Below are 26609 nucleotides of genomic sequence, written 5' to 3' on the forward strand. Positions count from 1 at the left end.
CACTATTTCACCCTCTCAGCTTACGGGGCATCACGGTTTATGAATCAGCAAAAAACAGGTCAACATTACATTCAGGAGCTGCGTCAGCAGTTCCCTTCAGCGATTCTGGACGAAAGCTGGCAAACAGACACTCAGGCAACCATCACCATTAAAACCAATATGTTGCCGGAAGTGGTTGAGTTTCTGTATTACAAACAAGGCGGTTGGTTATCGGTTCTGTTCGGCAATGACGAACGCCCACTGTGCGGCAGCTATGCGGTTTACTATGTGCTCTCCATGGAAACCGGCACCAAATGTTGGATCACCGTAAAAGCATTGGTCGATGAAAGAACGCTAGAGTTCCCATCCGTGACGCCTCGCGTTCCGGCTGCCGTTTGGGGCGAACGCGAAGTGCGTGATATGTACGGTTTAATCCCCGTTGGATTGCCCGATGAGCGTCGTTTGGTGCTGCCAGATGATTGGCCAGATGAGCTGTATCCGCTGCGCAAAGACTCTATGGACTATCGTCAGCGTCCGGCACCAACCACTGACGTTGAAACCTATCCGTTCATCAACGAAAGCAAAAGTGGCAAAATTGTCCCTATCGGACCGCTGCACATCACCTCTGACGAACCGGGTCATTTCCGCTTGTTCGTTGACGGTGAAGATATCGTAGATGCCGATTACCGTCTTTTCTACGTCCATCGCGGCATGGAAAAGCTGGCTGAAACCCGCATGGGTTATAACGAAGTAACCTTCCTGTCTGACCGTGTTTGCGGCATCTGTGGCTTTGCGCACAGCACCGCGTACACCTCTTCAGTAGAAAACGCGATGGGCATTCAGGTTCCTGAACGTGCACAGGCTATTCGTTCTATTCTGCTGGAAGTCGAACGTTTACACAGCCATCTGCTGAATCTCGGTTTATCGTGCCACTTCGTCGGCTTTGACTCCGGCTTTATGCAGTTCTTCCGCGTGCGTGAAAAATCCATGAAAATGGCTGAAATCCTCACCGGCGCACGTAAAACCTACGGTCTGAATCTGATCGGCGGTATCCGTCGCGATCTGCTGAAAGACGACATGATCCAAACCCGCAAGCTGGCCGCTGAAATGCGTGCCGAAGTGAAAACGCTGGTTGATATCCTGTTCAGCACGCCAAATATGGAACAGCGTACCGTCGGCGTGGGTCGTTTAGATCCGCAAATCGCACGTGATTTCAGCAACGTTGGCCCAATGATCCGCGCCAGCGGCCATGCCCGTGATACCCGCGTGGATCACCCGTTTGCGGGTTACGATCTGCTGCCAATGGAAATTCACACGGAAACCGGCTGCGACGTTATTTCTCGCGTCAAAGTGCGCGTCAACGAAGTCTTTACCGCGCTGAATATGATCGACTTCGGTTTAGATAATTTACCGGGCGGCCCGCTGGCCGTTGAAGGCTTCACCTATATTCCAAACCGTTTCGCACTGGGCTTCTCTGAAGCACCACGCGGCGATGATATTCACTGGTCGATGACCGGTGATAACCAGAAACTCTACCGCTGGCGCTGCCGTGCGGCCACCTACTCTAACTGGCCAACGCTGCGCTACATGCTGCGAGGCAACACGGTATCCGATGCACCATTAATCATCGGCAGCCTTGACCCTTGCTACTCCTGTACCGACCGCGTAACGCTGGTCGACGTGCGTAAACGCAAGTCCGTTACCGTACCGTACAAAGAAATCGAGCGCTATGGTCTGGAACGCAAAGACTCACCGCTGAAGTAAGGTCAGGAGAATACCCATGCTGAAATTATTAAAAACGGCGTTTAAGCATCGCAATGCGACGGTGGCTTATCCCGCCAAGCCAATGCAGGTTGATCCGAACTTTCGCGGTAAGCCTGAATACAATCCAGAGCAGTGCATCGCCTGTGGCGCATGCACTGCCGCTTGTCCAGCCAATGCGTTAACCATGGAAACCGATGCGCGTGAAGGTACGCGCACTTGGGCATTACATCTTGGCCGCTGCATTTTCTGCGCACGCTGTGAAGAAGTGTGCCCAACCGCGGCGATCAAGTTGTCACAAGAGTTTGAAATGGCGGTATGGAACAAAAGCGATCTGTTCCAAACCGCGGAGTTCAAAGTCTGCAACTGCGTTGAATGTGGTGCGCCTTACGCGGCACAAAAAGAGATCGACTACGCCATGGCATTACTGGTTCAGGCGGGCAATTTAACGGAAGAGCAGGCCGAAGAGCGCCGCCCTCAGTTTGAAACCTGCCCCAACTGTAAACGTAAAAACAACATTACCCACTCAGCGCGTATCACGCTGGGACGTCACCTGACACAGGAGGCGGCACAATGAGCCAAATCATTACTCAACAGCCAGCCAACGGCTCACCGATTATCGGTCCACGCGACGCCAACGGTTTACCAGTACCTATCACCGTCGATGAGCAGATTGCGAAACTCAAAAGCACGCTGCTGAAGGATATTCGTCGCTCAGCCTACGTTTACCGCGTGGACTGCGGCGGCTGTAACGGCTGCGAAATCGAAATCTTCTCTGCGCTAACGCCGTTATTTGATACCGAACGCTTTGGGATCAAAGTCGTTCCTTCTCCACGTCATGCTGACATTCTGCTGTTTACCGGCGCGGTGACCCGTTCAATGCGTATTCCAGCGATCCGTGCGTATGAATCCGCACCGGATCCAAAAATCGTGATCTCCTACGGTGCCTGCGGTTGCAGCGGTGGGATCTTCCACGATTTGTACTGCGTTTGGGGCGGCACGGACAAAATTGTTCCGGTTGACGTTTACATCCCAGGTTGCCCGCCAACTCCTGCGGCGACCATTTATGGCTTTGCCATGGCGCTGGGTTTGCTCGATCAAAAACTGAAAGGCGAACACCACCAGCAAGCTGAAGATGAGCAGGCCGCTATCTTGCATCCGGCGATCCCACAACAGCTGCGCGTCATGATCGATCGTGAAGCACGCCGTATGTCGGGTTATCGCTATGGCCGCCAGATCGCCGATAAGTTTATGGATCTTCTCGCCCAGCAAAACGATCTCACCGTTGAAGCACGCGTGGCGCAGTTTTTAGCGCACGAAAATGATCCTCGCCTAACCGAGATCATCTCTCGCCTGCAGGCGGTGTGCCATGATGCTGCTCGCGGAGGCAACTTCTAATGACTGACCACGCCCGTAATCAGCCTTATCACGAACAAGACCCGATGGTTGTGTTCTACTCCCTTAGCCGTAAGTTCGTGCAAAAAAAGGAAGATGAGGACAGAACTCCGCAGGAAGCGAAAGAAGTTATCTATTACAGCCTCGCGATTGGCCATCACCTTGGGGTGATCGACTGCCTGAAAACCTGTTTGGAGTGCCCGTTAACGGGTTATCGGGCGTGGGTAGCCAAGCTGCCGGAAGAGAGTACGGCACGCCGCAAACTGGAAGGGCTTCCTCGCTATGGCGAAATCTGTATCGACAGCACGCACACGCATTTGCTGGCTTGCGCTTTAAATAAAGCGCGTCCGCAGATGAATGAGCAAGAACAGACATGGACAGACGCACTGATCGCTGCGCTGCAGATGATCGAAAATGAACCCGCAATCTATCTGATGGTGAAAAGACGCGATGGCTAGTTTTTTAGAAGAGAGTGCTCACCCCGTTAAGAATCTATTGTTATGCGTTGGCAACAGCATGATGGGTGACGATGGCGCAGGGCCATTGTTAGCCGAAAAGGTCACCGATCATCCGATAGCCGGTTGGGCCGTCATCGACGGAGGCACGTCGCCGGAAAGCTATTCCCACGCGATTCGCGAGATGAAACCAGAGCGTTTGATCATCGTCGATGCCACTGAAATGGGATTAGAACCCGGCGAAATCCGCATCATCGACGAAAAAGATATTGCCGAGCTGTTTATCGTCACCACCCATAACCTGCCGCTGAGCTATTTGATCGAGCAACTGCGTGAAGATGTGCCGGATATCACCTTTGTGGGCATTCAGCCCGCCATCGTCGCATTTTATGCCCCGATGATGCAGCCCGTGAAAGACGCCGTCGAAACCGTCTATCAGCGCCTGAATAACTGGGGCGATCAGGGCGGATTTGAACTGCTGGTGGCCTATGAGGATGAGTTTGGGGTGAGTAGCCAGAGCTGATTTTCATTTCCACAAATTCCCTCCCTTTCCTGAACACTTCACGTGATCTGTTCTCCCCCTGCCAAGGGGGAGACTGGAAAGGGGTATCTCATTTCGACAAAACTGTCGAACTCGTCACCGCTTTGATGATGTCGATCAGCACCGCGCTATCCCCTGAGCCCTTATAGTTCAACGTATTAGCCATCACCCGCAAGGGGTATAAAACTGGCACAGTACATGCATATAAAAAGATGAATAAACATTAAATAACGCTCGGCTTACTGAGCGGTATGTATACGAGCCGGATTGTGTCCCTTCCGGCCGCATAAAATAGGAGCAATGTTGATGAAGAAAGTCATCACGGTCTGCCCTTATTGCGCATCAGGTTGCAAAATCAATCTGGTGGTCGATAACGGTAGAATCATTCGCGCTGAGGGTGCGAATGGCGTGACGAACCAAGGCGAGCTGTGCCTGAAAGGGTATTACGGCTGGGATTTTATCCACGATACTAAAATCCTGACTCCGCGCTTGAAGTCACCAATGATCCGCCGTGAACGCGGTGGGAAGCTGGAAAACGTCTCATGGGAAGAAGCGATTGAATTCGCAAGCTCCCGCCTGCTGGCTGTAAAAGAAAAATACGGCCCAGATGCCATCATGACCACCGGTTCTTCCCGCGGTCCTGGTAATGAAACTAACTATGTGATGCAAAAATTTGCTCGCGCAACCATCGGTACTAACAATATCGACTGTTGCGCGCGCGTCTGACACGGCCCTTCGGTTGCAGGTCTGCAGCGATCGGTCGGTAACGGCGCCATGAGTAACTCAATCGTTGAGATTGAAGATACCCAATGCATTTTTGTCTTCGGTTATAACGCCGCAGACTCCCACCCTATCGTGGCTCGCCGTATTATTAAGGCGAAAGCGAAAGGGGCTAAAATTATTGTTTGCGACCCGCGTTTCATCGAAACCGCGCGCATCGCCGACATTCATGTTCCGCTTAAAAACGGTTCTAACATCGCACTGCTGAATGCGCTGGCTCACGTCATCATTGAAGAAAATCTTCATGACCGTGAATTCATCCAACAGCATACCGAAGAGTTTGAAACCTTCCGCGATCTGGTCTTGCCGTATACGCCAGAATCGGTTGAAGAAACCACCGGTATCAGTGCGCAGATGATCCGTGAAACCGCACGTATGTATGCCAAGGCACCAACGGCAACCATTCTGTGGGGCATGGGCGTTACCCAGTTCTATCAGGGTGTCGAAACCGTTCGTACTCTTACCAGCCTGGCGCTGCTGACCGGCAACTTAGGTAAAGCACACGTGGGTGTGGGTCCTGTTCGTGGTCAAAATAACGTTCAGGGTGCTTGCGATATGGGTGCGCTGCCAAACACCTATCCGGGCTATCAGTATGTTACTGATGAAGCCGCCCGCGAGAAGTTTGCCAAGGCGTGGGGCGTTCCTTCCCTACCAGCCCATATCGGCCATGCGCTGAGCGAAGTGCCGCATAACATCGACCATGGTTTGATCAAAGCGCACTACGTTATGGGTGAAGATCCATTACAGACCGAGCCGGATCTGGCAACGATCCGTCGTACCTTTGAGAAGCTGGATATTCTGATCGTTCAGGATATCTTCATGACCAAAACCGCCGCCATTGCAGACGTCGTATTCCCTGCAACGTCGTGGGGTGAGCATGAAGGTGTTTACACCGCAGCCGACCGCGGTTTCCAGCGATTCTACAAAGCCGTAGAGCCTGTGGGTGACGTTAAACGCGACTGGGAGATCATTAGCCTGATGTCCACCGCGATGGGTTACCCAATGCACTACAACAATACGCAGGAAATCTGGGACGAACTTCGCGAACTGTGCCCGATCTACTACGGCGCGACCTATGAAAAAATGGCCGATCTGGCCTACATTCAATGGCCATGCCCAACGCTCGAAAGCCCAGGGACGTCTTATCTGTATGAAGGCGGTAATTTCGATACCCCTAACGGTAAAGGTCAGTTCTATACCTGTGAATGGCGTCCGCCGATTGATAAAGTCAGCGACGAATTCCCAATGGTATTGGCGACCGTGCGTGAAGTGGGTCACTACAGCTGCCGCTCTATGACCGGTAACTGTAAGGCACTGGCTGCACTGGCAGACGAACCCGGCTTTATCCAAATCAATACTGAAGACGCCAAACGCTTTGGCATTCGCGATCAGGAACTGGTTTGGGTGCGTTCACGTCAGGGTAAAGTCATTACCCGCGCCAACGTGAGCAACCGTCCAAACAAAGGTGCGGTCTATATGACGTATCAATGGTGGATCGGTGCCTGTAACGAGCTGGTCGCAGAAAACCTGAGCCCGATTACCAAAACGCCAGAGTACAAATACTGTGCCGTCGCGGTAGATGCCATCAAGGATCAGGAAGACGCCGAGCAGTACGTCGTTCGCGAATACGACAATATCAAACGTCGTCTGCGCGAAACGGCAGAAGGTTAGAGCTAGGTCGTTAAACGTAAATGCCCCGTATTGTTTTCAGCAACGCGGGGCATTTTTATCATTTTGGATTCTCATTTTAAGAACGCTAACGTCCATGAGTTCAGATACCTAAAATCGCAATCCACGCCTTTTTATCAAATCAACACGTCCATTATCACCGCCAAGATCAACGAGTGAGATCTCCATTCCAACGATAATGTTGCCGATGTCGTGTCGCGCAAATTATTCGACACTTATGTCGAATTTCCCTGTCGAGCTTGCAATTTAGTGCGCTATTTTTTGCGTTTAAAAAATAAGATTAGAAAGCAACTCTATAATTTAAAACAAAAAAACACCCATACAAATACAGTTGGCATGATGTGTGCTTACTAGTACCGATAAGCAATCTGAGCATAGGCAGGTTCTTTCTGCCTCACTAAATATAATGAGAAATCAGGAGTTAATTGATGAACCGGTTCGTCATTGCAGATCCTAAAAAATGTATCGGCTGCCGCACCTGTGAAGTCGCCTGCGTCATGGCTCACCGTGAAGACAGCGAACTTCACAACCTGTCCAAAGACAACTTCACCCCGCGCATTCACGTCATTAAAGGGGAAAACGTCAGTACAGCGATCCTGTGTCGCCAATGCGAAGATGCCCCTTGTGCCAACGTCTGTCCAAACGGTGCCATTACTCGCCAAAAAGACTTTATCTATGTGTCACAGGAAAAATGTATCGGCTGCAAAACCTGCGTGGTTGCTTGCCCATACGGCACCATGGAAGTCATCACTTCTCCGGTCGTTCGTCAAAATGGCGCCTCTGCCATGATGGTTTCGTCTAAGGCTGAAGCCAACAAATGCGACCTGTGTCATACCCGCGCCAATGGCCCTGCGTGCGTTGAAACCTGTCCAACTAACGCATTGAAGCTTATTGACCGCAATGTCATGCAAGACATGATCAATGAAAAACGCCGCCGTGCTGCGCTCGATACCACAATCGATTTCATGTTCTAACGGTTTCACATTTTAACGCTTTCATCTCATGCAGTTTTGAATCCTATTGATTGAAGTTGCCGTTTACATGCTGCGACTTCAAAACCAAAAGGCTTGATTAACAACCATTCATTATCCCCGGTTCGGGGTAAGGTCTCGTTATGAATTCACCTACAGTGAATAACTCAATCGTTGTCAATAATCTCGACGTTGTGAAAAGTAAAGTCGTCACCGTCTGCCCCTACTGCGGCGCAGGATGCAAAATCAACCTCTGTGTTGAAAACGGTAAAATAGTCCGTGCCGAAGGCGCAAACGGCGTCACCAATCAGGGTGAGCTTTGCCTGAAGGGCTATTTTGGCTGGGATTTTCTCAACGATACAAAACTGCTAACGCCGCGCTTAAATGAGCCAATGATCCGCCGAGAGAAAGGCGGAAAATTTGAAGTCGTCTCTTGGGATGAAGCCATCAGCTATACCGCGCAGCGCCTAAAAGAAATCAAACAAAAATATGGCGCGAAGTCGATCATGCATACCGGCTCCTCACGCGGAACAGGTAATGAAACCAACTATGTGATGCAGAAGTTTGCTCGCGCAGTGACCGGCAATAACAACGTTGACTGCTGTGCGCGTGTCTGCCACGGCCCGTCGGTTGCAGGCTTGCAGCAAACGCTGGGCAACGGTGCCATGAGCAACTCCATCACCGATATCGAAAACTCCAAATGCCTGCTGGTCTTTGGCTATAACTGCGCAGACTCCCACCCTATAGTGGCGCGTCGCGTGATTAAGGCCAAAGAAAAAGGTGCCAAAATCATCGTTTGCGATCCACGCAAAATAGAAACGGCGCGCATTGCCGATCAGCATCTGCAAATGAATAATGGCACCAATATGGCGCTGGTGAATGCCTTTGCTCACGTACTGATTGAAGAAAATCTTTACGACAAAAACTACGTGGCTAATTTCACCGAAGGCTTCGAGGAGTATCGCCAAATCGTCGCCGACTACAGCCCTGAGGCCGTCGAAAAACTGGTTGGCGTTCCCGCCGAAGATATTCGTCAAGCCATGCGCACCTACGCAGCGGCACCTTCCGCCACCATTATGTGGGGGATGGGCGTCACTCAGTTTGGTCAAGCCGTTGACGTAGTGAAAGGCCTATCCGGTTTAGCTTTACTGACCGGTAATCTAGGTCGTCCTGACGTGGGCGTTGGCCCTGTACGTGGTCAAAACAACGTACAAGGGGCCTGTGATATGGGCGTATTACCTAACGAATTCCCGGGCTATCAGTCGGTGACAAACCCAGAAATTCGCGCCAAATTTGCCAAAGCATGGGGCATCAATGCCGACGATATGGACCCTAACGTCGGCTACCGCATTACTGAAGTGCCGCACTTAGCTCTTGAAGGCAAAGTGAAAGCCTACTACATCATGGGTGAAGATCCCCTGCAAACCGAAGCTGACTTAGGCCTCGTGCGCAAAGGTTTTGACGCCTTAGAGTTTGTGGTGGTGCAAGACATCTTCATGACTAAAACCGCTGAGCAAGCCGACGTTATTTTACCGGCCACCAGCTGGGGCGAACACGGCGGGATCTTCTCCTGTGCCGACCGCGGATTCCAACGTTTCGGAAAAGCCATCGAGCCGAAAGGCAACGTTAAGCGTGACTGGGAAATTATCAGTCTGCTAGCCACCGAGATGGGCTATCCGATGCACTACAACAGCAACGAAGAAATCTGGGATGAACTGCGCGAGCTGTGCCCGCTGTATTACGGCGCAACCTACGAGAAAATTGGGGAAATGGGACACGTACAGTGGCCATGCCCAACGCTCGATCACCCCGGCACTCCTTATTTGTATAAAGACAACCATTTCGACACCCCGACAGGGAAAGGTCAGCTATTCGCGACCGCGTGGCGCGCTCCGGCCGAGATCCCAGATGAAGAGTTCCCTCTGGTGCTGTGTACCGTGCGTGAAGTAGGCCATTACTCATGTCGCTCCATGACCGGTAACTGTGCCGCGCTGCAAACATTGGCCGATGAACCGGGCTTTGTGCAGATGCATCCAGAAGATGCTCAGCGCATGGGAATCTGTGATCAGCAAATCCTGTGGGTTGAATCTCGCCGTGGCAAAGTGATCTCGCGCTGTAACTACAATGAACGCATCAATAAGGGTGCCGTTTATATGACTTATCAGTGGTGGATTGGCGCATGTAACGAGCTGACTCAGGATAATCTGGACCCCGTTTCTAAAACGCCAGAAACCAAATACTGTGCGGTACGCGTTGAGCCTATCATCGATCAGGATTGGGCGGAGAATTACGCCTCTCAGACCTATAACGAAATGAAATCGCGCCTGCGTCATCATGTTGAAGACGCTGAACGCATGATGGTTCATGCCTAATCGTTAGCACTTTTACTATCACCTCTCTCTTTATGGGAGAGGTGATAAAGAAAATACACGCTTTACTAATCCTTTTTGCACACACGCTGCCCCACATCAAAGATGTTTATCGTTTAAATACGGAAAATAGTCATCTTTGATATGACGTAGTCTTCAGGAGCCACCTTGAGTCACAACGCAATCTTGCTGAGAGTAAAAGGCAAAGTCCAAGGTGTTGGTTTTCGTCCATTCGTCTGGCAACTGGCTCAACGGCTTAAGCTGCAAGGCGAAGTAAGCAATGATGCCCAAGGCGTATTAATCGCCCTACGTTTACCCGCAGATATCGCACACTTCTGTCACCTTTTACGTCAGGAATGCCCACCGCTGGCGCGCATTGACACGATCAGTAAGCAAGAATGGCTCGGCGGTGAACTGCCTCATGAGTTCTGTATTATTGAAAGCGGTCAGGGTCAAATGGACACCCAGATTGTGCCCGATGCCGCCACCTGCCCAGAATGTCTGCGCGAGATGAACGATCCGGCCAATCGACGTTTTGGCTATCCGTTTATTAACTGCACCCATTGCGGGCCACGGTTTACCATTATTCAGCGTATGCCATACGATCGCCCTTTCACCGCGATGGCGGTTTTCCCCTTATGCCCGACCTGCGATCAGGAATACCGAAATCCTGCTAACCGGCGTTTTCATGCCCAGCCGACGGCCTGTGCCGCCTGCGGTCCCCATTTGTGGAGCTGCAATAGCGCTGGCGGACAGCCTTTTATGGGTGCGCATGCGTGGAAGGAAGTGATTGATGTACTGCTTAACGGCGGCATAGCGGCCATTAAAGGCATCGGCGGATTCCATCTGGCCTGCGATGCATCAAACCCGCACGCAGTGCAGCTTCTGCGCCAGCGCAAGCGCCGACCGGCCAAGCCTTTAGCCGTCATGTTACCCAATGAAAGCTGGGTACGTGCCTATTGCCGAGATAGCGTTGCAGACGATTTACTCAAGCTGCTGAGCAGCCCTGCTGCCCCCATTGTGTTGCTGCAAAAATCTACCTTGGTATTAGATAACATTGCGCCGCAATTGGATGAAGTTGGCGTCATGCTGCCGTCGAACCCCGTGCATCATTTATTGATGCAAAAAATGGGGCGGCCCTTGGTGATGACATCAGGCAATGCCAATGGCTTGCCTCCCGCATTAAGCAATTCGCAGGCGCTGCACGATCTGGCCGATATCGCAGATATTTGGCTGCTGCATAACCGAGATATCATCCAACGCGTTGATGACTCCGTCATTCGTTGGCAACCGCACGGTAGCGAAATGCTCCGCCGCTCACGAGGCTACGTACCTGACGCGATTGATTTACCAGAGAGTTTCCAATCGTTGCCTGCCGTGGCAGCTGTCGGTGGCGATCTGAAAAATACGTTTTGTCTGCTAAAAGGCAATCGGGCCGTGCTCAGCCAGCATCTCGGTGACTTAAGCGACGAACGCGTACAGCAGCAGTTCGGCCAAACATGGAAATTGCTGCACCAAATCTATCAGTTTAGTTCTGAAGCGATCGCCTGTGATATGCATCCGGCCTATGTCAGTACCCAGTTTGCTCAGAAACAGGCTCAAAAACTGAACGTTGAATGTTTACCTATTCAGCATCATCACGCTCATCTTGCAGCCTGCATGGTTGAGCATGGTATTCCTTTAGATACTCCGCCGCTGATTGGTCTGGCGCTTGATGGTATTGGTTTTGGCGCAGATAACACCCTTTGGGGCGGTGAGTGTTTACGGGTGGATTATCGCCAAATGCAGCGCTTGGGCGGATTACCCGCCGTTGCATTGGCAGGCGGTGATTTGGCCGCTCGTCAGCCGTGGCGAAACCTGCTAGCGCAGTTGCTACGTTTTGTTCCCAACTGGCAAAGTTACCCTGAGGCCAAATTTATTCTTTCTCAGCCTTGGCAAGTTTTGCAGCGGGCGATTGAACGCGGGCTCAATAGCCCACTGGCGTCATCGTCAGGAAGATTATTTGACGCAGCGGCGGCGGCATTAGGAATTTGCCCAGACGCGATCAGCTTTGAAGGCGAAGCCGCCTGTCGATTAGAAGCCTTAGCACAGCAGGCTCAAGAGCGGCACCCGCCGGTATCATTACCGCTGGATGCGCACAACAATCTCGATATGGCCGTTTTCTGGCAACAATGGCTCTGTTGGCAGGCCGCACCGGAAGATCGCGCCTATGCATTTCATTATGCATTGGCTAACGGGCTCGCAGACTTAGTGCGGGTTCATGCGAACGCAGAGAACTGCCGCACGATCGTAATGGCTGGCGGAGTTTTACATAACCGTTTGTTACGCGAGCTGTTACAGCAAAGTTTGACTGAATTCACGCTGTTACTTCCGCAAGCATTACCCGCTGGAGATGGCGCTCTGGCATTAGGGCAGGCGGTCATTGCCGCCGCTCAGCGATGGGATGCGAGGGCGATCGCAAAGGCGTAAATGTTGCGCCATCACTATGCTATCAATCAGCCATCTAATGACGGTAATCAAGGTGCCACGGTGTGTATTCACCGAGGATATGCCCGCCATAAAAAATAAGATAACAACTATGCATGAACTAACCCTATGCCAGAGCGCATTTGACATCATCGAACAGCAGGCTCAAGCCAACAACGTGAAGCGCGTAACCGGTGTATGGCTGGAGATTGGCGCACTCTCATGTATTGAAGAGAGCGCCGTACATTTTTGCTTTGAAATCGTCTGCCGTGGCAGCGTGGCCGAGGGGTGTGAGTTACACATCACGGCCCAACCAGCTCAAGCATGGTGCTGGGATTGTAGTCAGGCCATTACCGTATCAGCGCATGACGCAGGATGCCCACATTGCCAGAGCCATAATCTGCGCGTGGACAGCGGCGACAGCATGCAAATCAAACAAATCGAAATCGAATAGTTTTCGGGAGAGAATTTATGTGTACTACTTGCGGTTGCGCGGCTGGCGAACAGCGCATTGAAGGCGACGATCATCACGATCACGACCATCATCATGAGCACGGACACCATCACGACCATCACCATGGTCATGAACACGGCCATGATCATAGCCATGAACATCATCATGATCACAGCCACGAACATGGCCACCACCATCATGAGCATGAACAGAACCATGAACACGGTCATCATCATGAGCATCAACATCAGCACTCGCAGGATGAACACCCTCAGACCGTAGTCGTGCACCACCATTATCATCACACCGGCGACGTACATCATCACTATAACTACGTACTTGCCTCTGATGCCGAGCTGCATCTTCACGACCACAAGCATAAACACAAGAATAAGAACAAAAATAAGCACGCAGAAAAGCGCCTAGAAAAGCACCTCGATAAACACGACGAAAAATTTACGCCAGAACAGCAAGATAACGATCTCCACTACGGTAAAGGCGAGGCGGGTAGCCATGCGCCCGGCATGACCCAACGCCGTATGCTGCAAATTGAGCAGGACGTTCTCGGCAAAAATAACCATCTGGCCGAGCACAACCGCGAGCATTTTACTCAGCAACATATTGCCGCACTGAATTTAGTCTCAAGCCCAGGTTCAGGCAAAACAACGCTGCTGACGGAAACCCTCAAGCGCATTGCCGATCAATACAGCTGCGCCGTGATTGAAGGCGATCAGCAAACCACCAATGACGCAGAGCGTATTCGCGCAACCGGCGTTCCGGCTATTCAGGTGAATACCGGTAAAGGCTGCCACTTGGATGCACAAATGGTGCACGACGCAATGCATCGCCTAAATCTGCCAGACCGCAGCCTGCTGTTTATTGAGAACGTCGGTAATCTGGTGTGTCCAGCCAGCTTCGATCTTGGCGAACGTCATAAAGTTGCCGTGCTGTCCGTTACCGAAGGCGAAGATAAGCCGCTGAAATATCCACATATGTTCGCCGCCTCTTCGCTGATGATTATTAATAAAATCGATCTGCTGCCGTATCTGCATTTTGACGTCGAAGCCTGCATTGCCAATGCGAAACGCGTTAATCCACAGATCACCGTGATCCAACTTTCTGCCACCAGCGGTGAAGGAATGGATGCTTGGCTTGCATGGTTGGAGACAAACGTATGTGCTTAGGAATTCCAGGTCAGGTCGTTGCCGTAGGCGATGATATTCATCAAATGGCCATGGTCGACGTGTGTGGCGTGAAGCGCGAAGTCAATATCGCGCTGGTATGCGAAGGCTCACCTCAAGAGATGCTTGGGCAGTGGGTGCTGGTTCACGTCGGTTTTGCCATGAGCATTCTCGATGAAGCCGAAGCCAAAGATACGCTAGATGCGCTAATGGCAATGCAAGAAGTTGAAGAGGACGTGGGCTATTTCCTGCGTAACGGCGAACCCGCCCCTCAGGTCAGTGAAAAGTAAGGTGGTATGAGATATGCAGTTTGTTGATGAGTTCCGCGATCCTGAGCTGGCTAAAAAGCTGGTTCAGCGGATTACAGAACGGGTTCGAACCTTACCTTCACACTGCAAACTTCCTCTTCAACTGATGGAAGTTTGTGGCGGACATACTCACGCTATTTTTAAATTTGGCCTAGATCAGCTGCTGCCACCGGAGATTGAGTTTGTACACGGTCCCGGATGTCCCGTTTGCGTTCTGCCAATGGGCCGTATCGACGAGTGTGTTGAAATTGCCAGCCAGCCGGACGTGATTTTTTGTACCTTTGGCGATGCCATGCGCGTCCCTGGGCGCCATGGTTCTCTGCTGGATGCCAAACGCAAAGGCGCTGATGTTCGCATCGTTTATTCGCCGCTGGATTCCCTTGCGCTGGCTCAGCAAAATCCAGACAAAGAAGTGGTGTTCTTCGGCCTTGGTTTTGAAACCACGATGCCAAGCACCGCGGTCACTTTGCAACAGGCGAAAGCGCTGGGTTTAAAAAACTTCTCGGTTTTCTGCCAGCACATTACGATCACACCGACGCTGCGCAGCCTATTGCAGCAGCCGGATGTGCGCATCGACGGTTTTCTCGCGCCCGGCCATGTCAGCATGGTCATTGGCGCTCATCCCTATGAGTTTATCTGCGAAGATTTCCACAAGCCTTTGGTTATCACCGGCTTTGAGCCGCTCGATATCTTGCAGGCACTGGATATGCTGGTAGCGCAGATTGCCGAAGAACGCTGTAGCGTAGAGAACCAATATCGCCGCATCGTTCCCGATCACGGCAACGCGATCGCGCAGAAGGTATTGGACGAAGTGTTTGTCACCAAAGAGAGCAGCGAATGGCGTGGCCTAGGCGAAATCGCCCATTCCGGCGTAGGCTTAAGCCCTGCGTATGCTCAATTTGATGCTGAATTACGCTTCCATCCGCAAGAACAGAAAGTCGCCGATGACCCAAGAGCGCGCTGCGGCGATGTTCTTACCGGTCGCTGCAAGCCGGCCGAATGTCCTCTGTTTGGCGTTGGCTGTAATCCGCAAAACGCATTTGGTGCGCTGATGGTTTCTTCTGAAGGAGCCTGTGCGGCGTTCTATCAATATCGTCGTGGGCTTGAATAAGAGAAGGTACGAAGAATGAGTGAATGGTCTAAAGATGATGTGATAACGATGGCGCATGGCAGCGGTGGTCGTGCGATGCAGCAACTGCTTGATACGCTGTTTTTGCCCCTGTTTAGCAATCCCGCTTTAGATGAACGTGAAGATCAGGCGCGTTTGCCGCTGAGTGTTTTCAACCAGCACGGCGATCGCTTGGCCTTCACCACCGATAGCTACGTGATCGACCCGATATTCTTTCCCGGTGGCGATATTGGCAAGCTGGCCGTGTGCGGTACCGCCAACGATTTGGCGGTAAGTGGCGCTCAGCCTAAATACCTCTCCTGTGGTTTTATTCTTGAAGAAGGGTTACCGCTGGCCGATCTGGAAAAGATCGTGCGTAGCATGGCGGCGACCGCGCGTGCGGCAAATATCCAGATCGTTACTGGCGATACCAAAGTGGTTCAGCGCGGCGCGGCGGATAAGATCTTTATCAACACTGCCGGTATCGGCGCGATCCCTAACGATATTCACTGGGGAACGTCTGAGATCCAGCCTGGTGACAAACTGATCGTCAGCGGCACGCTCGGCGATCACGGTGCCACGATCCTAAATCTGCGTGAACAGCTAGGGCTTGAAGCCGAGCTAACCAGCGACTGCGCGGTTCTGGCTCCGTTGATTGCGCCGCTGCGTAATATCCCTGGCGTGCGAGCCCTACGTGATGCAACCCGCGGTGGCGTAACCGCCATCATGCATGAGTTCGCCAATGCAAGCGGCTGCGGTATCGACGTCATCGAGCAATTACTTCCGGTAAAAAGCGCGGTGCGCGGTATTTGTGAACTCTTAGGGTTAGAACCGCTGAATTTTGCTAACGAAGGAAAGCTGGTGATAGCCGTTGCGCCAGAAGCGGAACAAGCAGTGCTTGATAGCTTACATCTGCATCCATTGGGTGTGGACGCTGCAACGATTGGCGTGGTAACGGAAGGGAAACAAGTTCGCCTAACCGGAATGTATGGCACCTCTCGTCTGCTAGATTTACCGCACAGTGAGCCGCTGCCAAGAATTTGTTGAGATTCGTGATTGTCCCCCTCCCAACCTCCCCCTTCTCAGGGGGAGGAGCCGATCGAGCACTGGATTCATACCGAGAAAGCTTGGAGTGAAATTAACGTATCCATACACCAAGCGTGCACTGAATTAATATCGAAAGCTGAACAGCTCCCTCCTCTGCGAAGTGGAGAGTTGGGGTGGGGCTTACCTTCCCATTAGCCGATCGAGCACTGAATTAATACCGAAAGCCGAACTGCTCCCTCCTCTGCGAAGTGGAGAGTTGGGGTGGGGCTTACCTTCCCATTAGCCGATCGAGCACGGGATTAATACCGAAAGCCGAACTGCTCCCTCCCCTGCAAAGGGGAGGGTTGGGGTGGGGTTTACCTCTCTCCTCAGTAAAAGAAGAGAGGTATTAATCAATGAGCGCCTAACTTTCCTACCAGTAATTCTCGTACCGGCTGGTTAGTGTTCATCGCCTGATACAAGGTTTCATACAGATCGTGGATCTTATCCAGATAGTGTTCCAACACGGCATCCATCGAACGGTTGTTAACCTTGCCATCAATCTGACCATTCTCATCGATGGTTGAATGGCTAATTTCCACAAAATGATCTTCGCCCTGCTCATCGTTCATGCGCAGGCCATACTGGATCTTTTTGCTGTAAAACTCATCTGCCAGCTTCACTTCAACCATAAAGTGATCAAACACCGTGAAGTTAACGCTGTCACCATCGCCGCAGCTGAACTCATGAAAAATCTTCAGCTTAGAAGACGTCGCGGCTTTGATTAGGCTGCTTTTATACAAAGCCCACTGCGCCATTAATTTTTCATTTTTGTCATGGATATAAAGCGACTTTTCGGTTAATTCGCTGACCTTCATACTTCTTTGCCTCGCTCCACATTGTGGGTTGGAGTTTGTTACCTAGGGCATCGCCCCACTGATTGTTTGACGCTCAATCAGGCCGACATTCGGCAGCGTTGAGCGTTTCAATCACTACAAAAGCATAATCCATGCCAAAAAATAAAATAATTAAATAACCAATGTTATTCAGATAATTACAGGAGTTAATCATTAAAAGTGACAAGGTAAACAGACGGGATGGTTCTGGCGAGTGATGACGTTTCGACACTTATGTCGACACAATGACACGGGCGAAAAACGTGCATTTTCGCCCGTGCGAGGAGAGGTTTTTAGTCCTTCGCAGAAATGCCTAAGCGCTGCATACGGGAGATCAGCGTGGTGCGTTTCAGCCCAAGCCGTGCCGCTGCGCCGCGAGGGCCAGCCACAATACCGTTAGATTCACGCAATGCCGACAGAATACGTTCGCGCTCGCTGAATTCACCGCCCTGTGCGGGCTCGTGCAACGCTTTTTCCATAGGCGGTGTCACTGGCCATGAAGAAGGCGTCGCTTGTGCGGGTTTGTGCACTAACGGCGGCGACAGGTGGTATTGCAACTCATTGAGCTGCAGGTTTAATACCGGACCACGCGTTAAGATAACGGCACGCTCAATGATATTTTCCAGTTCGCGGATATTACCCGGCCACGGTAAATCACACAGCATGCGGATAGTTTCTGTTGGAATACTATCGATGGTGCGATTCATACGTTTAGCAATTTTGCGCGTAAAGAATTTCACCAGCAGCGGAATATCTTCTGGGCGTTCACGCAGAGGTGGGATCACAATAGGAAAAACATTAAGGCGATAATAAAGATCGCTGCGATATTCACGATCCAGCACCATCTGTTTTAGATCGCGATTGGTCGCGGCAATGAGGCGCACATCCACCGGAATAATTTTATTCCCGCCCAGTCGCTCAATTTCTCGCTCTTGTAATACGCGCAGCAATTTCGGCTGAAGCTCAAGTGGAATATCCCCCACCTCATCCAAAAATAACGAGCTCTTATTCGCCAGTTCAAAACGCCCCATTCTCTGTGACGTTGCGCCGGTATAAGCGCCCTTCTCGTGGCCGAATAAATCACTTTCCATCAGGCCACTGGGGATCGCCGCGCAGTTCATCTTAACCATGCGCTTTTGATTGCGCGTGCTGAGGTTATGAATTGCCTGAGCGATCAATTCTTTGCCTGTGCCTGTTTCCCCAAGGATCAACACGCTACAGTCGCTCGAGGCCACCATTTCAACCTGTTCCAACACGCTTTTAATCGCTGCGCTTTGGCCAACGATTTCACCAAAGTCGCTGTCTTGGCGAATTTGTTCAGTTAAATATCGGTTCTCATGCACCAAGCTATCTTTCAGGCGCGATATTTCACCGTAAGCCAGCGCATTATCTACCGCGATGGCGATACGTGCCGCAATTTGGCGCAGCAGCTTAAGATTATTGTCACTGAATATCGCAGGCTGGCACTGCGCCAGTTTCAGAACGCCCAGCACTTTATTACCAAAGATCAGCGGCAGTTGGCAGATGGTCTGATGACCAAACGCAAGCATCTGCGCTAGCTGGCGATCCTGCGGAGCGAGGCGCGTGGAATCCTGCAAATCCATTAGCAGCATCTCTTCGCTTTGCACCACCTGTTGGGCAAGTGAACCTTCCAACGGCAAATATTTTTGCTCACGCAGCACCGGCTTTCCACTTTGGTAGCAGGCGACATAGGCTTTAAAGCGATCTTCCTGCTCATCAAAAACTGACAGGCCGATATAGTCGATCCCAAAGAAACGATGGATCTCTTTGGAAACCTCCGCCGCCAGCCCATCGAGCTCAAGCTTAGACGTCACGGCGTTCGTGACATCGACCAAGATGCGGTAGTGATCGCGCTCGCGGCGCAGGCTCTCTTCCTCAAGCTGAACATGTTCACGCTCAAGAATATTTTCTAATACGCTAGCAACCACTTCAGCCAACGGCTGTGCCAGAGCCAGTTCGCTTTCGCTGAACTGCTGATCGCCGTGTTTAATAAATTCAATGCCACCTAATCTTTGGCGCGGCGTGGTCAGCGGCAGCTGATAATAGACGTTTAAATCACGGTACTGCGCGAGTTCCGACACCTGTGGAAATTGCTGAACAAACGCATCGCGTCGGCAGCAAATAGGTTGCTGATCGGCCCAAACTTTTCCCCCTGGCCCTTCAGCTAACAATACGTCATTGGAGCAGCGCATTTGTTTGCTTTCAGGTTCATAGCCGTAGTGAGTAATACGATTATGCAAAGGATCAAGACGCAAGATATTCACGCGATCAAAACGAATAACGGAAAATGACAAGCCGTGAAGGGCCCGCATCAGCTCAGAGAGTGAGCGCTGAGCAAGCAGCGTTTGTGTAGCCTGATGCAGCATATCCTGCCAGACCGGATTCATTCTGGTTGAAGACTGTATTTTGACGGTATTCATAACTGAAGATGATGCGCGTGAAATGATTAGGACCGTTATTCTACGGGAAGCGAAGGTCGGATAGATATGATCTAAACGGTTAAATATGACAATTAATGCTAATGATATCGAAGTAAATAATAACTATTATTCTTTAAACATGTACGTCAACAATTTGCTAACGCACATGAAACTTTTTAGCGCTATACCCAAGTAATACAAGTTGCTTGAAGTATGACGGGTATAATTTAGATATTTTCTAAAGCTAATAACTCTTCAATCGTCTGACGGCGGCGAATTAAACGCGGCTGATTATTTTCAAATAACACCTCAGGCAATAGCGGGCGGCTATTATAATTTGATGACATCGATGCACCGTAAGCGCCGGTATCATGGAAAACTAAATAGTCTCCGACCTGTGCCGCAGGAAGCGCGCGCGTTTCCACTTCTCCACCCGCCTTTTGTGTAAATACGTCGCCAGATTCACACAGAGGGCCGCCAATAACAGATTCAATCAGCGGCTGCCCGTTCACCTCTCGCCCATCTGCTGGCATGAGTGAAATATGGTGATAGCTGCCATACATAGCCGGACGCATCAGGTCGTTAAAACCAGCGTCAACCAGAACAAAATGACGGCTGCCCATATTTTTAACCGAACGAACCTGCGCCACTAAAACGCCGGACTCAGCGACTAAATAGCGCCCTGGCTCGATTTCAAGGTGTATTGGGTGACCAAGATGGCGAGCGATACGTTCGCGAGCGTCGTTCCACAGAGCATAGTAGTTCGACACATTGATGGATTCATCGCCCTGCTGATAAGGGATAGATAAACCGCCACCCGCGGAAATAGCCTGAATATCGTGACCGAGTTCGATCACTTGGCGCGCCATGGTGTCACAAACCTGTGCCAAGTGCTGATAATCCACGCCCGAACCGATATGCATGTGCAAACCAATCAGTTGCAAATCATAACGCTTGATCAGCGCAAGCGCCTGCGGCAGCTCTTCGAACCAGATGCCGTGCTTGCTGTTCTCGCCGCCGGTATTGGTTTTCTGGCTATGACCGTGACCAAATCCCGGATTAACACGCAGCCACACGGGATGGCCCGGCGAACGCTCGCCCAGTTGGGTGAGCATATCGGCTGAACCGGCATTCACTGGAATATTCAATTCAACAACACGCACCAGAGTGGCCTCGTCTAACACATCGGCGGTAAAGACGATTTGGCTTGGGTTTCCACCCGGTTGAAAACCGGCCATCAGCGCACGTTCAATTTCACCTAATGAAACCGCATCAACCTTGACGCCTTGCTCGTGCATCAAACGTAGAATATGAATATTGGAGCAAGCTTTCTGCGCAAAGCGGATCACATCAAACTCACGAAGCTTTTCAATCTGTTGCTTAATGATATCGCCATCATAAGCCCATACAGGGCAGCCAAAGCGTTGCGGTAGCGCCAGCAGATTATCGATATTCAGCGCGGTGGTGCGATCATTTAGGGAACGTGGCATGAGATCCTCTTTGCGGTCAGTCTATTTTTTGTGTTGTTTGATGTTGTTTGATGTTGTTCTCTGATTATTGCCACTGCACATGACTTAAATAAAATATCTATTTAGGGCAAGTCTATTCATTTATGATATAGGCTATTCATCTTTGGAGCCCGCTGACTATGCCGCCTATTTCCCTGCGCCAAATCGAAATTTTTCACGCCGTAATGACAACGGGGAATTTGACCGAGGCCGCAGCGCTGCTCAATACATCACAGCCCACGGTGAGCCGCGAACTGGCTCGGTTTGAGAAACTGCTGCAAATGCCGTTGTTTGATCGGGTGCGCGGTCGGCTAAGACCCACTGCACAAGGGCTTCAGCTGTTTGAAGAAGTACAGCGCTCCTACTACGGCATCGAGCGCATCGTCGATGCCGCCAAACACATCCGTCAGTTCCAACAGGCGCAGCTTTCCGTCGCCTGCCTGCCCGCATTCTCACAGTCGCTGTTACCGAATGTTTGCCGCACATTTTTGAGTGAACACCAAGACGTGAGTTTAAACGTAATCCCACAGGAGTCGCCGCTGTTAGAAGAGTGGCTGTCTGCCCAGCGCTATGACCTTGGCCTAACCGAAAATACCTACACACCGCCAGGCACCGAACGCCAGACCCTAGCCACGTTGAACGAAGTTTGCGTTCTACCCAGCGGGCACCCTTTACTCAGCAAGGCTCGTCTGGCACCAAAGGACTTTGAGAACCAGCGCTATATCAGCCTTTCACCCAATGATAGCTACCGTCAGACGCTTGACGCGCTGTTTCACCGTGAACAGGTGAACCGCCAAATGGTGGTCGAAACGCACAGCGCGGCATCTATTTGCGCGATGGTGCGACAAGGCGTGGGCATTTCTATTGTGAATCCGTTAACCGCGCTCGATTTCGTTGGGCAAGGCGTTGAAATCCGTCCTTTTAGCATTGACGTCCCCTTCACCGTGAGCTTAATTCTGCCCAAGCATCGCCCGTCATCCGTGCTGGTGAGCGCGTTTATTCATCATCTTGAGGGCTATATTGCCGAGGTTTGTCAACGCCTCGAAAAACCATCACGCTAACGCTAAGAATAATCGGTTTTCTCTAGCGCTTTGCCCTCTTTGTCTATACTGAAATCAGTGATTACGGCAATTTCACCTGATAGTAAGGAGCTCAAATGGCAGGTAAACCACCCTATCCAAGGCATGCAGAAATTGTGGAAGTGAGAAAAGGTACGCAGGGCGCAACGGAAATTTGGTACGAGCTACGGGCAGACCATCCGCGCCCCAATACGCTGATTAGCGAGCATCCAACACACCAAGAAGCCCTCGACGCTAAGCGTCGCTATGAAGATGAAAAGAAAGAATAATACGTTTGCGTTTACTCATAAAAAAACTCAGCCAATAAGCTGAGTTTTTTTATGTCATTATCGGCAATAAAACCGTTATTTCGTTAACGCGATAATACCCAACGTTAAGCCAGCAACCGCCGCTGCCCCGCCTGCAATAGCGCCAGCCGTTTCCCAGTTATCCTGAGTTGTGCCTTTCATGCACGTATCGGTATGTACCAAACGACCTTGAGAATCATAGACCGGCACGCAAGGCGAGTTGGTCGCACATCCGGCAAGCAGCGCCGCAACCAACGCCACGCCAATTAACTTTTTCATGATACGCCTCGATGAGCGAATGCTCTAAATCCATATGTTGACGGATAAGACAGTATCACCAGCAAAGATATGAAGTGATGATGAATAATTGCAAAGTATTTGGATTGTAAAGAGTGTGGGGAAAAACGCTTAAATAAGGAGAAATTATGCTGTATTGCATTAGAGCAACGCTCTCATATCTCGATAAACCGTCCTTGCCATCAAACAATGCATTTATCGTCTATAATTTCGTGCACCTAATATCCCAAGGGTGTATTTGCGTTTCAGCAATAACCATTGTATTACCACATCGAACCTTCATCGCCCAAAGTCGGTATTCATTTGGTCTGCATGCTTATCGTTTAGCCTAGGCTAAGTAGCAGGGTTATTGGGTTCCATGTGCCGTTCTATCGCATCTACGAAGCCGTAGTACTCTGCTATGGCATCCGCTTTTATGCACTCTATTGATTGGTTTTATTACCCATTCAAAAGGCGGCTTACATGAATTCACTTTCACGCAGAAATATTTTAAAAATAGGCGCGTTATGGACAATGGGCTCATGGGTAAATCGAGGAATGGCCAACCCAATACCACCGCATCACCAGGAAATTGATCGGTTTATTGCACAATATGCAAAAAAATATAACGTCCCAGGGCTAACCCTTTGTTTTATGAAAGACAATAACGTTGTTTATTCTCAAGCATGGGGGTTAGCAAACCGGAAACGTTTAATCCCAACCAGTAAACAAAGCTTATTTCGCATTGCCAGCAATTCGAAAGCCTTTACGTCCACGGCCATTTTTTTGCTTATTGAGGCCGGAAAACTAAAGCTTACCGATACGGTTTTTGGCCCCAATGGTATATTGTCGCAATATTCTTATACCTCACAGCCACAGGATTGGGTCACCACTATCACCGTCCATCAGTTGCTCACTCACACCGGCGGTGGATGGGGAAAAGAAATCAACGATCCCATGTTTGAAAAGCCTCACCTCAATCACCACGAACTTATCCAATGGACGTTAAATACCCACAAGCTGGAATATCCTCCAGGGCAGCATTATGACTATTCCAATTTCGGTTATTGCCTGTTGGGCAGGGTGATTGAGCAAGTCAGTTCGCAGCCTTATCACACTTTTGTTCATCAGCATATTTTGAGCAAAATTGGCAGTGCGGATATGAGAATTGGCACTAACGAAACCGTCCCAAAGGAGGTGACCTATTATTCACAGGAGGAAATAAAGGCTTATTCAATGCCAATCGCTAGAATGGATTCTCATGGAGGCTGGATTGCCCGTTCAGAAGATATGGCGCAGCTGATGACTCAGCTTTTTATTCCTCTTGATAATCCAGGAACAGCGGGACTGCTGAGCAAAGAAAGCTTAGCGATCATGACACAAGGCACCACGGCATATTCGGAATATGCCTGCGGGCTTGCGGTCAATTCTGCGGGGACTGCTTGGCACGATGGTAGCCTACCGGGTACAACCAGCATCATGGTGCATACCAAAAATGGGCACTGCTGGGCTGGCGTATTGAACACCCGAACCACCACACCAACACAGATTTCAGATTTTGATGCGTTGTTATGGAATATCGCCAGCCTACTCCCAAATTGGAAAATGGATTAGCCTCGTTTAAACTAATTGCCTCTATAAGATGAAACTAAATTTCATATTATAAGATTACACATACACTCTTTATCTTGTTTTCACACCATACACACATATTCGGCTCAGGAGCGCCCTAAGTTACCCATGACTTCTTACAAGGAAAACAGCATGAGTCAGGAAGCACTTTCAATATTTTAATAAAAATGGATTTATCGAGTAATAGTTGAGATAGGCAGACTACAGGGGAAATTGGAGCGGGCGAAGGGAATCGAACCCTCGTATAGAGCTTGGGAAGCTCTCGTTCTACCATTGAACTACGCCCGCATCAATGTGGCGACCATTATAGTCCCTTCTGACACACCATCAAGCAGATTCAAACGCTAAGTGACGAATAATTAAGCGGTTAGATCTTTGAGCGATCACAATTTAGCAAATCAATTCCTAAAAAAATCCCCACGGTTTTAAAACCAGTGGGGATTTTTATTTTGTATACGGCAGGCTAGCTACCGCTTACAAACTTATTTGATTGGACGCATTGCTGGGAACAGGATTACGTCACGGATGGTGTGGCTGTTGGTGAACAGCATCATCATACGGTCGATACCAATACCCAGACCTGCGGTTGGTGGCAAACCGTGTTCCAGAGAAGTCACATAGTCTTCATCGTAGAACATCGCTTCGTCATCACCTTCATCTTTCGCACGAACCTGATCCTGGAAGCGTTCAGCCTGATCTTCCGCATCGTTAAGCTCGGAGAAGCCGTTACCGATTTCACGGCCGCCGATGAAGAACTCGAAGCGGTCAGTGATGAACGGGTTATCATCGTTACGACGAGCCAGCGGAGATACTTCTGCTGGATATTCGGTGATGAAGGTTGGCTGAATCAGGTTTTTCTCTGCGGTTTCGTCAAAGATTTCACACTGAATACGGCCTAAGCCCCAGCTCTTCTCGATCTTAATGCCCAGAGATTCTGCGATTTTGATCGCTTTGTCCAAGTCATCCAAATCTTCCATTTTAATGTCTGGACGATAGTGGTTGATGGACTCTTTCATGGTCATTTTGATGAAAGGTTTGCCGAAGTCGAAAGTCTGGTCGCCGTACTGAACAATGCTGCTGCCCAGAACTTCCTGAGTCAGAGTACGGAACAGATCTTCGGTCAGAACGATCAGGTCTTTGTAATCCGCGTAAGCCATATAGAGTTCCATCATGGTGAACTCTGGGTTATGACGCGGAGAAACGCCTTCGTTACGGAAGTTACGGTTGATTTCGAATACGCGTTCGAAGCCACCCACAACCAGACGTTTCAGGTACAGCTCTGGCGCGATACGCAGATACATATCGATATCCAGCGCATTGTGGTGAGTGATGAATGGACGTGCAGACGCACCGCCAGGGATCACTTGCATCATAGGAGTTTCCACTTCCATGAAGCCTTTGTTCACCATAAAGCTACGGATAGCAGCCAGAGTTTTAGAACGAATACGGAAAGTCTCGCGAGACTCTTCGTTAGCGATCAGATCCAGGTAACGCTGACGATAGCGAGTTTCCTGATCGGACAGACCGTGGAATTTGTCTGGCAGCGGGCGCAGTGCCTTAGTCAGCAGACGAATTTCGGTACAATGGATAGACAGTTCACCCGTCTGAGTGCGGAATACTTTACCGCGCGCACCAATGATGTCACCCAAGTCCCATTTTTTGAACTGGTCGTTGTACAGGCCTTCTGGCAGATCGTCACGTGCAACATACAGTTGGATGCGACCACCCATATCCTGCAGAGTAACGAAGGAAGCTTTACCCATGATACGGCGGGTCATCATACGACCAGCAACAGAAACCTCGATGTTCAGATCTTCGAGTTCTGCTTTATCCTTTTCGTCGTACAGGCTATGCAACTTGTCCGAAGTAGCATCACGGCGGAAATCGTTAGGGAATGCAATCCCTTCCTTGCGCAGCGCGGCCAATTTTTCACGGCGAGACTGCATTTCGTTGTTAAGATCAAGAGCCTGATCGGCACCTTGTGATTGTTGTTCAGACATATTGTTT

The 26609-nt window shown here is 50.4% G+C and carries 22 protein-coding genes and 1 tRNA gene; 17 read left to right on the top strand and 6 right to left on the bottom strand.

Features of this window, described 5'->3' with window-relative positions:
* The first annotated feature begins 39 nt into the window (after positions 1-39).
* The 14 genes from DSM2777_RS21585 to hypE all read left to right on the top strand — a co-directional run bounded on the left by DSM2777_RS21585 (position 40) and on the right by hypE (position 16504).
* Complete coding sequence (locus DSM2777_RS21585; protein ID WP_025801577.1) at positions 40-1743, top strand: hydrogenase large subunit; 1704 nt, start codon at positions 40-42, stop codon at positions 1741-1743.
* A gap of 16 nt (positions 1744-1759) precedes the next feature.
* Positions 1760-2317, top strand: coding sequence for a formate hydrogenlyase complex iron-sulfur subunit (locus DSM2777_RS21590; protein ID WP_040046737.1), 558 nt, complete (start codon positions 1760-1762; stop codon positions 2315-2317).
* The gene (locus DSM2777_RS21595) at positions 2314-3138 is read left to right on the top strand and encodes an NADH-quinone oxidoreductase subunit B family protein (RefSeq protein WP_025801579.1); all 825 of its coding nucleotides are present in this window, start codon (positions 2314-2316) and stop codon (positions 3136-3138) included. Before DSM2777_RS21590 ends, DSM2777_RS21595 begins: the two co-directional genes overlap by 4 nt.
* Positions 3138-3593: a formate hydrogenlyase maturation HycH family protein gene (locus tag DSM2777_RS21600; protein ID WP_061555122.1), complete on the top strand. Its 456-nt coding sequence runs from the start codon at positions 3138-3140 to the stop codon at positions 3591-3593. Before DSM2777_RS21595 ends, DSM2777_RS21600 begins: the two co-directional genes overlap by 1 nt.
* Complete coding sequence (gene hycI / locus DSM2777_RS21605; protein ID WP_040046735.1) at positions 3586-4113, top strand: hydrogenase maturation peptidase HycI; 528 nt, start codon at positions 3586-3588, stop codon at positions 4111-4113. The genes DSM2777_RS21600 and hycI overlap by 8 nt, the downstream gene beginning before the upstream one ends.
* Positions 4114-4437: 324 nt before the next feature.
* Complete coding sequence (gene fdhF / locus DSM2777_RS21615) at positions 4438-6582, top strand: formate dehydrogenase subunit alpha (protein WP_082790904.1); 2145 nt, start codon at positions 4438-4440, stop codon at positions 6580-6582.
* Between the two features lie 446 nt (positions 6583-7028).
* Positions 7029-7574 (top strand): electron transport protein HydN, encoded by a 546-nt coding sequence (hydN, locus tag DSM2777_RS21620; protein ID WP_061555124.1) that lies wholly within the window; start codon positions 7029-7031, stop codon positions 7572-7574.
* Positions 7575-7714: 140 nt separating this feature from the next.
* Positions 7715-9943, top strand: a complete 2229-nt coding sequence (fdhF, locus tag DSM2777_RS21625; protein ID WP_061555125.1) for a formate dehydrogenase subunit alpha — start codon at positions 7715-7717, stop codon at positions 9941-9943.
* A gap of 165 nt (positions 9944-10108) precedes the next feature.
* Complete coding sequence (hypF, locus tag DSM2777_RS21630) at positions 10109-12409, top strand: carbamoyltransferase HypF (protein ID WP_061555126.1); 2301 nt, start codon at positions 10109-10111, stop codon at positions 12407-12409.
* A 109-nt stretch (positions 12410-12518) separates the two neighbouring features.
* Positions 12519-12860: a hydrogenase maturation nickel metallochaperone HypA gene (hypA, locus tag DSM2777_RS21635; protein ID WP_061555127.1), complete on the top strand. Its 342-nt coding sequence runs from the start codon at positions 12519-12521 to the stop codon at positions 12858-12860.
* Positions 12861-12877: 17 nt separating this feature from the next.
* Positions 12878-14044, top strand: a complete 1167-nt coding sequence (gene hypB / locus DSM2777_RS21640; protein ID WP_061555128.1) for a hydrogenase nickel incorporation protein HypB — start codon at positions 12878-12880, stop codon at positions 14042-14044.
* The gene (hybG, locus tag DSM2777_RS21645; RefSeq protein ID WP_025801589.1) at positions 14035-14331 is read left to right on the top strand and encodes a hydrogenase maturation factor HybG; all 297 of its coding nucleotides are present in this window, start codon (positions 14035-14037) and stop codon (positions 14329-14331) included. Before hypB ends, hybG begins: the two co-directional genes overlap by 10 nt.
* Before the next feature lie 13 nt (positions 14332-14344).
* Positions 14345-15460 (top strand): hydrogenase formation protein HypD, encoded by a 1116-nt coding sequence (gene hypD, locus DSM2777_RS21650; RefSeq protein ID WP_025801590.1) that lies wholly within the window; start codon positions 14345-14347, stop codon positions 15458-15460.
* A 15-nt stretch (positions 15461-15475) separates the two neighbouring features.
* Positions 15476-16504, top strand: a complete 1029-nt coding sequence (hypE, locus tag DSM2777_RS21655) for a hydrogenase expression/formation protein HypE (protein WP_046458385.1) — start codon at positions 15476-15478, stop codon at positions 16502-16504.
* 392 nt (positions 16505-16896) lie between these two features.
* On the opposite strand, the gene hycA is transcribed toward hypE, so the two are convergent.
* The 3 genes from hycA to lysA form a co-directional block, all read right to left on the bottom strand.
* Entirely contained in the window at positions 16897-17361 is a 465-nt protein-coding gene (gene hycA, locus DSM2777_RS21660) for a formate hydrogenlyase regulator HycA (protein ID WP_040046728.1), read from the bottom strand.
* 311 nt (positions 17362-17672) lie between these two features.
* Positions 17673-19820 (bottom strand): formate hydrogenlyase transcriptional activator FlhA, encoded by a 2148-nt coding sequence (flhA, locus tag DSM2777_RS21665; protein ID WP_061555129.1) that lies wholly within the window; start codon positions 19818-19820, stop codon positions 17673-17675.
* Positions 19821-20047: 227 nt separating this feature from the next.
* Positions 20048-21310 (bottom strand): diaminopimelate decarboxylase, encoded by a 1263-nt coding sequence (gene lysA / locus DSM2777_RS21670; RefSeq protein WP_061555130.1) that lies wholly within the window; start codon positions 21308-21310, stop codon positions 20048-20050.
* 158 nt (positions 21311-21468) lie between these two features.
* Here lysA and DSM2777_RS21675 point away from each other — a divergent pair, with 158 nt between their 5' ends.
* Positions 21469-22389 (top strand): LysR family transcriptional regulator, encoded by a 921-nt coding sequence (locus tag DSM2777_RS21675; protein ID WP_061555131.1) that lies wholly within the window; start codon positions 21469-21471, stop codon positions 22387-22389.
* Between the two features lie 95 nt (positions 22390-22484).
* Positions 22485-22676, top strand: coding sequence for a YaiA family protein (locus DSM2777_RS21680; protein ID WP_046459692.1), 192 nt, complete (start codon positions 22485-22487; stop codon positions 22674-22676).
* Positions 22677-22751: 75 nt separating this feature from the next.
* Here DSM2777_RS21680 and DSM2777_RS21685 read toward each other — a convergent pair whose 3' ends face one another.
* Entirely contained in the window at positions 22752-22973 is a 222-nt protein-coding gene (locus tag DSM2777_RS21685) for a putative periplasmic lipoprotein (protein ID WP_025801597.1), read from the bottom strand.
* A 480-nt stretch (positions 22974-23453) separates the two neighbouring features.
* Here DSM2777_RS21685 and DSM2777_RS21690 point away from each other — a divergent pair, with 480 nt between their 5' ends.
* Positions 23454-24584, top strand: coding sequence for a serine hydrolase domain-containing protein (locus tag DSM2777_RS21690; protein WP_061555132.1), 1131 nt, complete (start codon positions 23454-23456; stop codon positions 24582-24584).
* A gap of 232 nt (positions 24585-24816) precedes the next feature.
* Here the strand turns inward: DSM2777_RS21690 and DSM2777_RS21695 are convergent.
* A tRNA-Gly gene (locus DSM2777_RS21695) sits at positions 24817-24890 on the bottom strand.
* Positions 24891-25084: 194 nt separating this feature from the next.
* Complete coding sequence (lysS, locus tag DSM2777_RS21700; RefSeq protein WP_046459694.1) at positions 25085-26602, bottom strand: lysine--tRNA ligase; 1518 nt, start codon at positions 26600-26602, stop codon at positions 25085-25087.
* Positions 26603-26609: the final 7 nt, after the last annotated feature.

Source organism: Obesumbacterium proteus, from assembly GCF_001586165.1.
Lineage (GTDB): Bacteria > Pseudomonadota > Gammaproteobacteria > Enterobacterales > Enterobacteriaceae > Hafnia > Hafnia protea.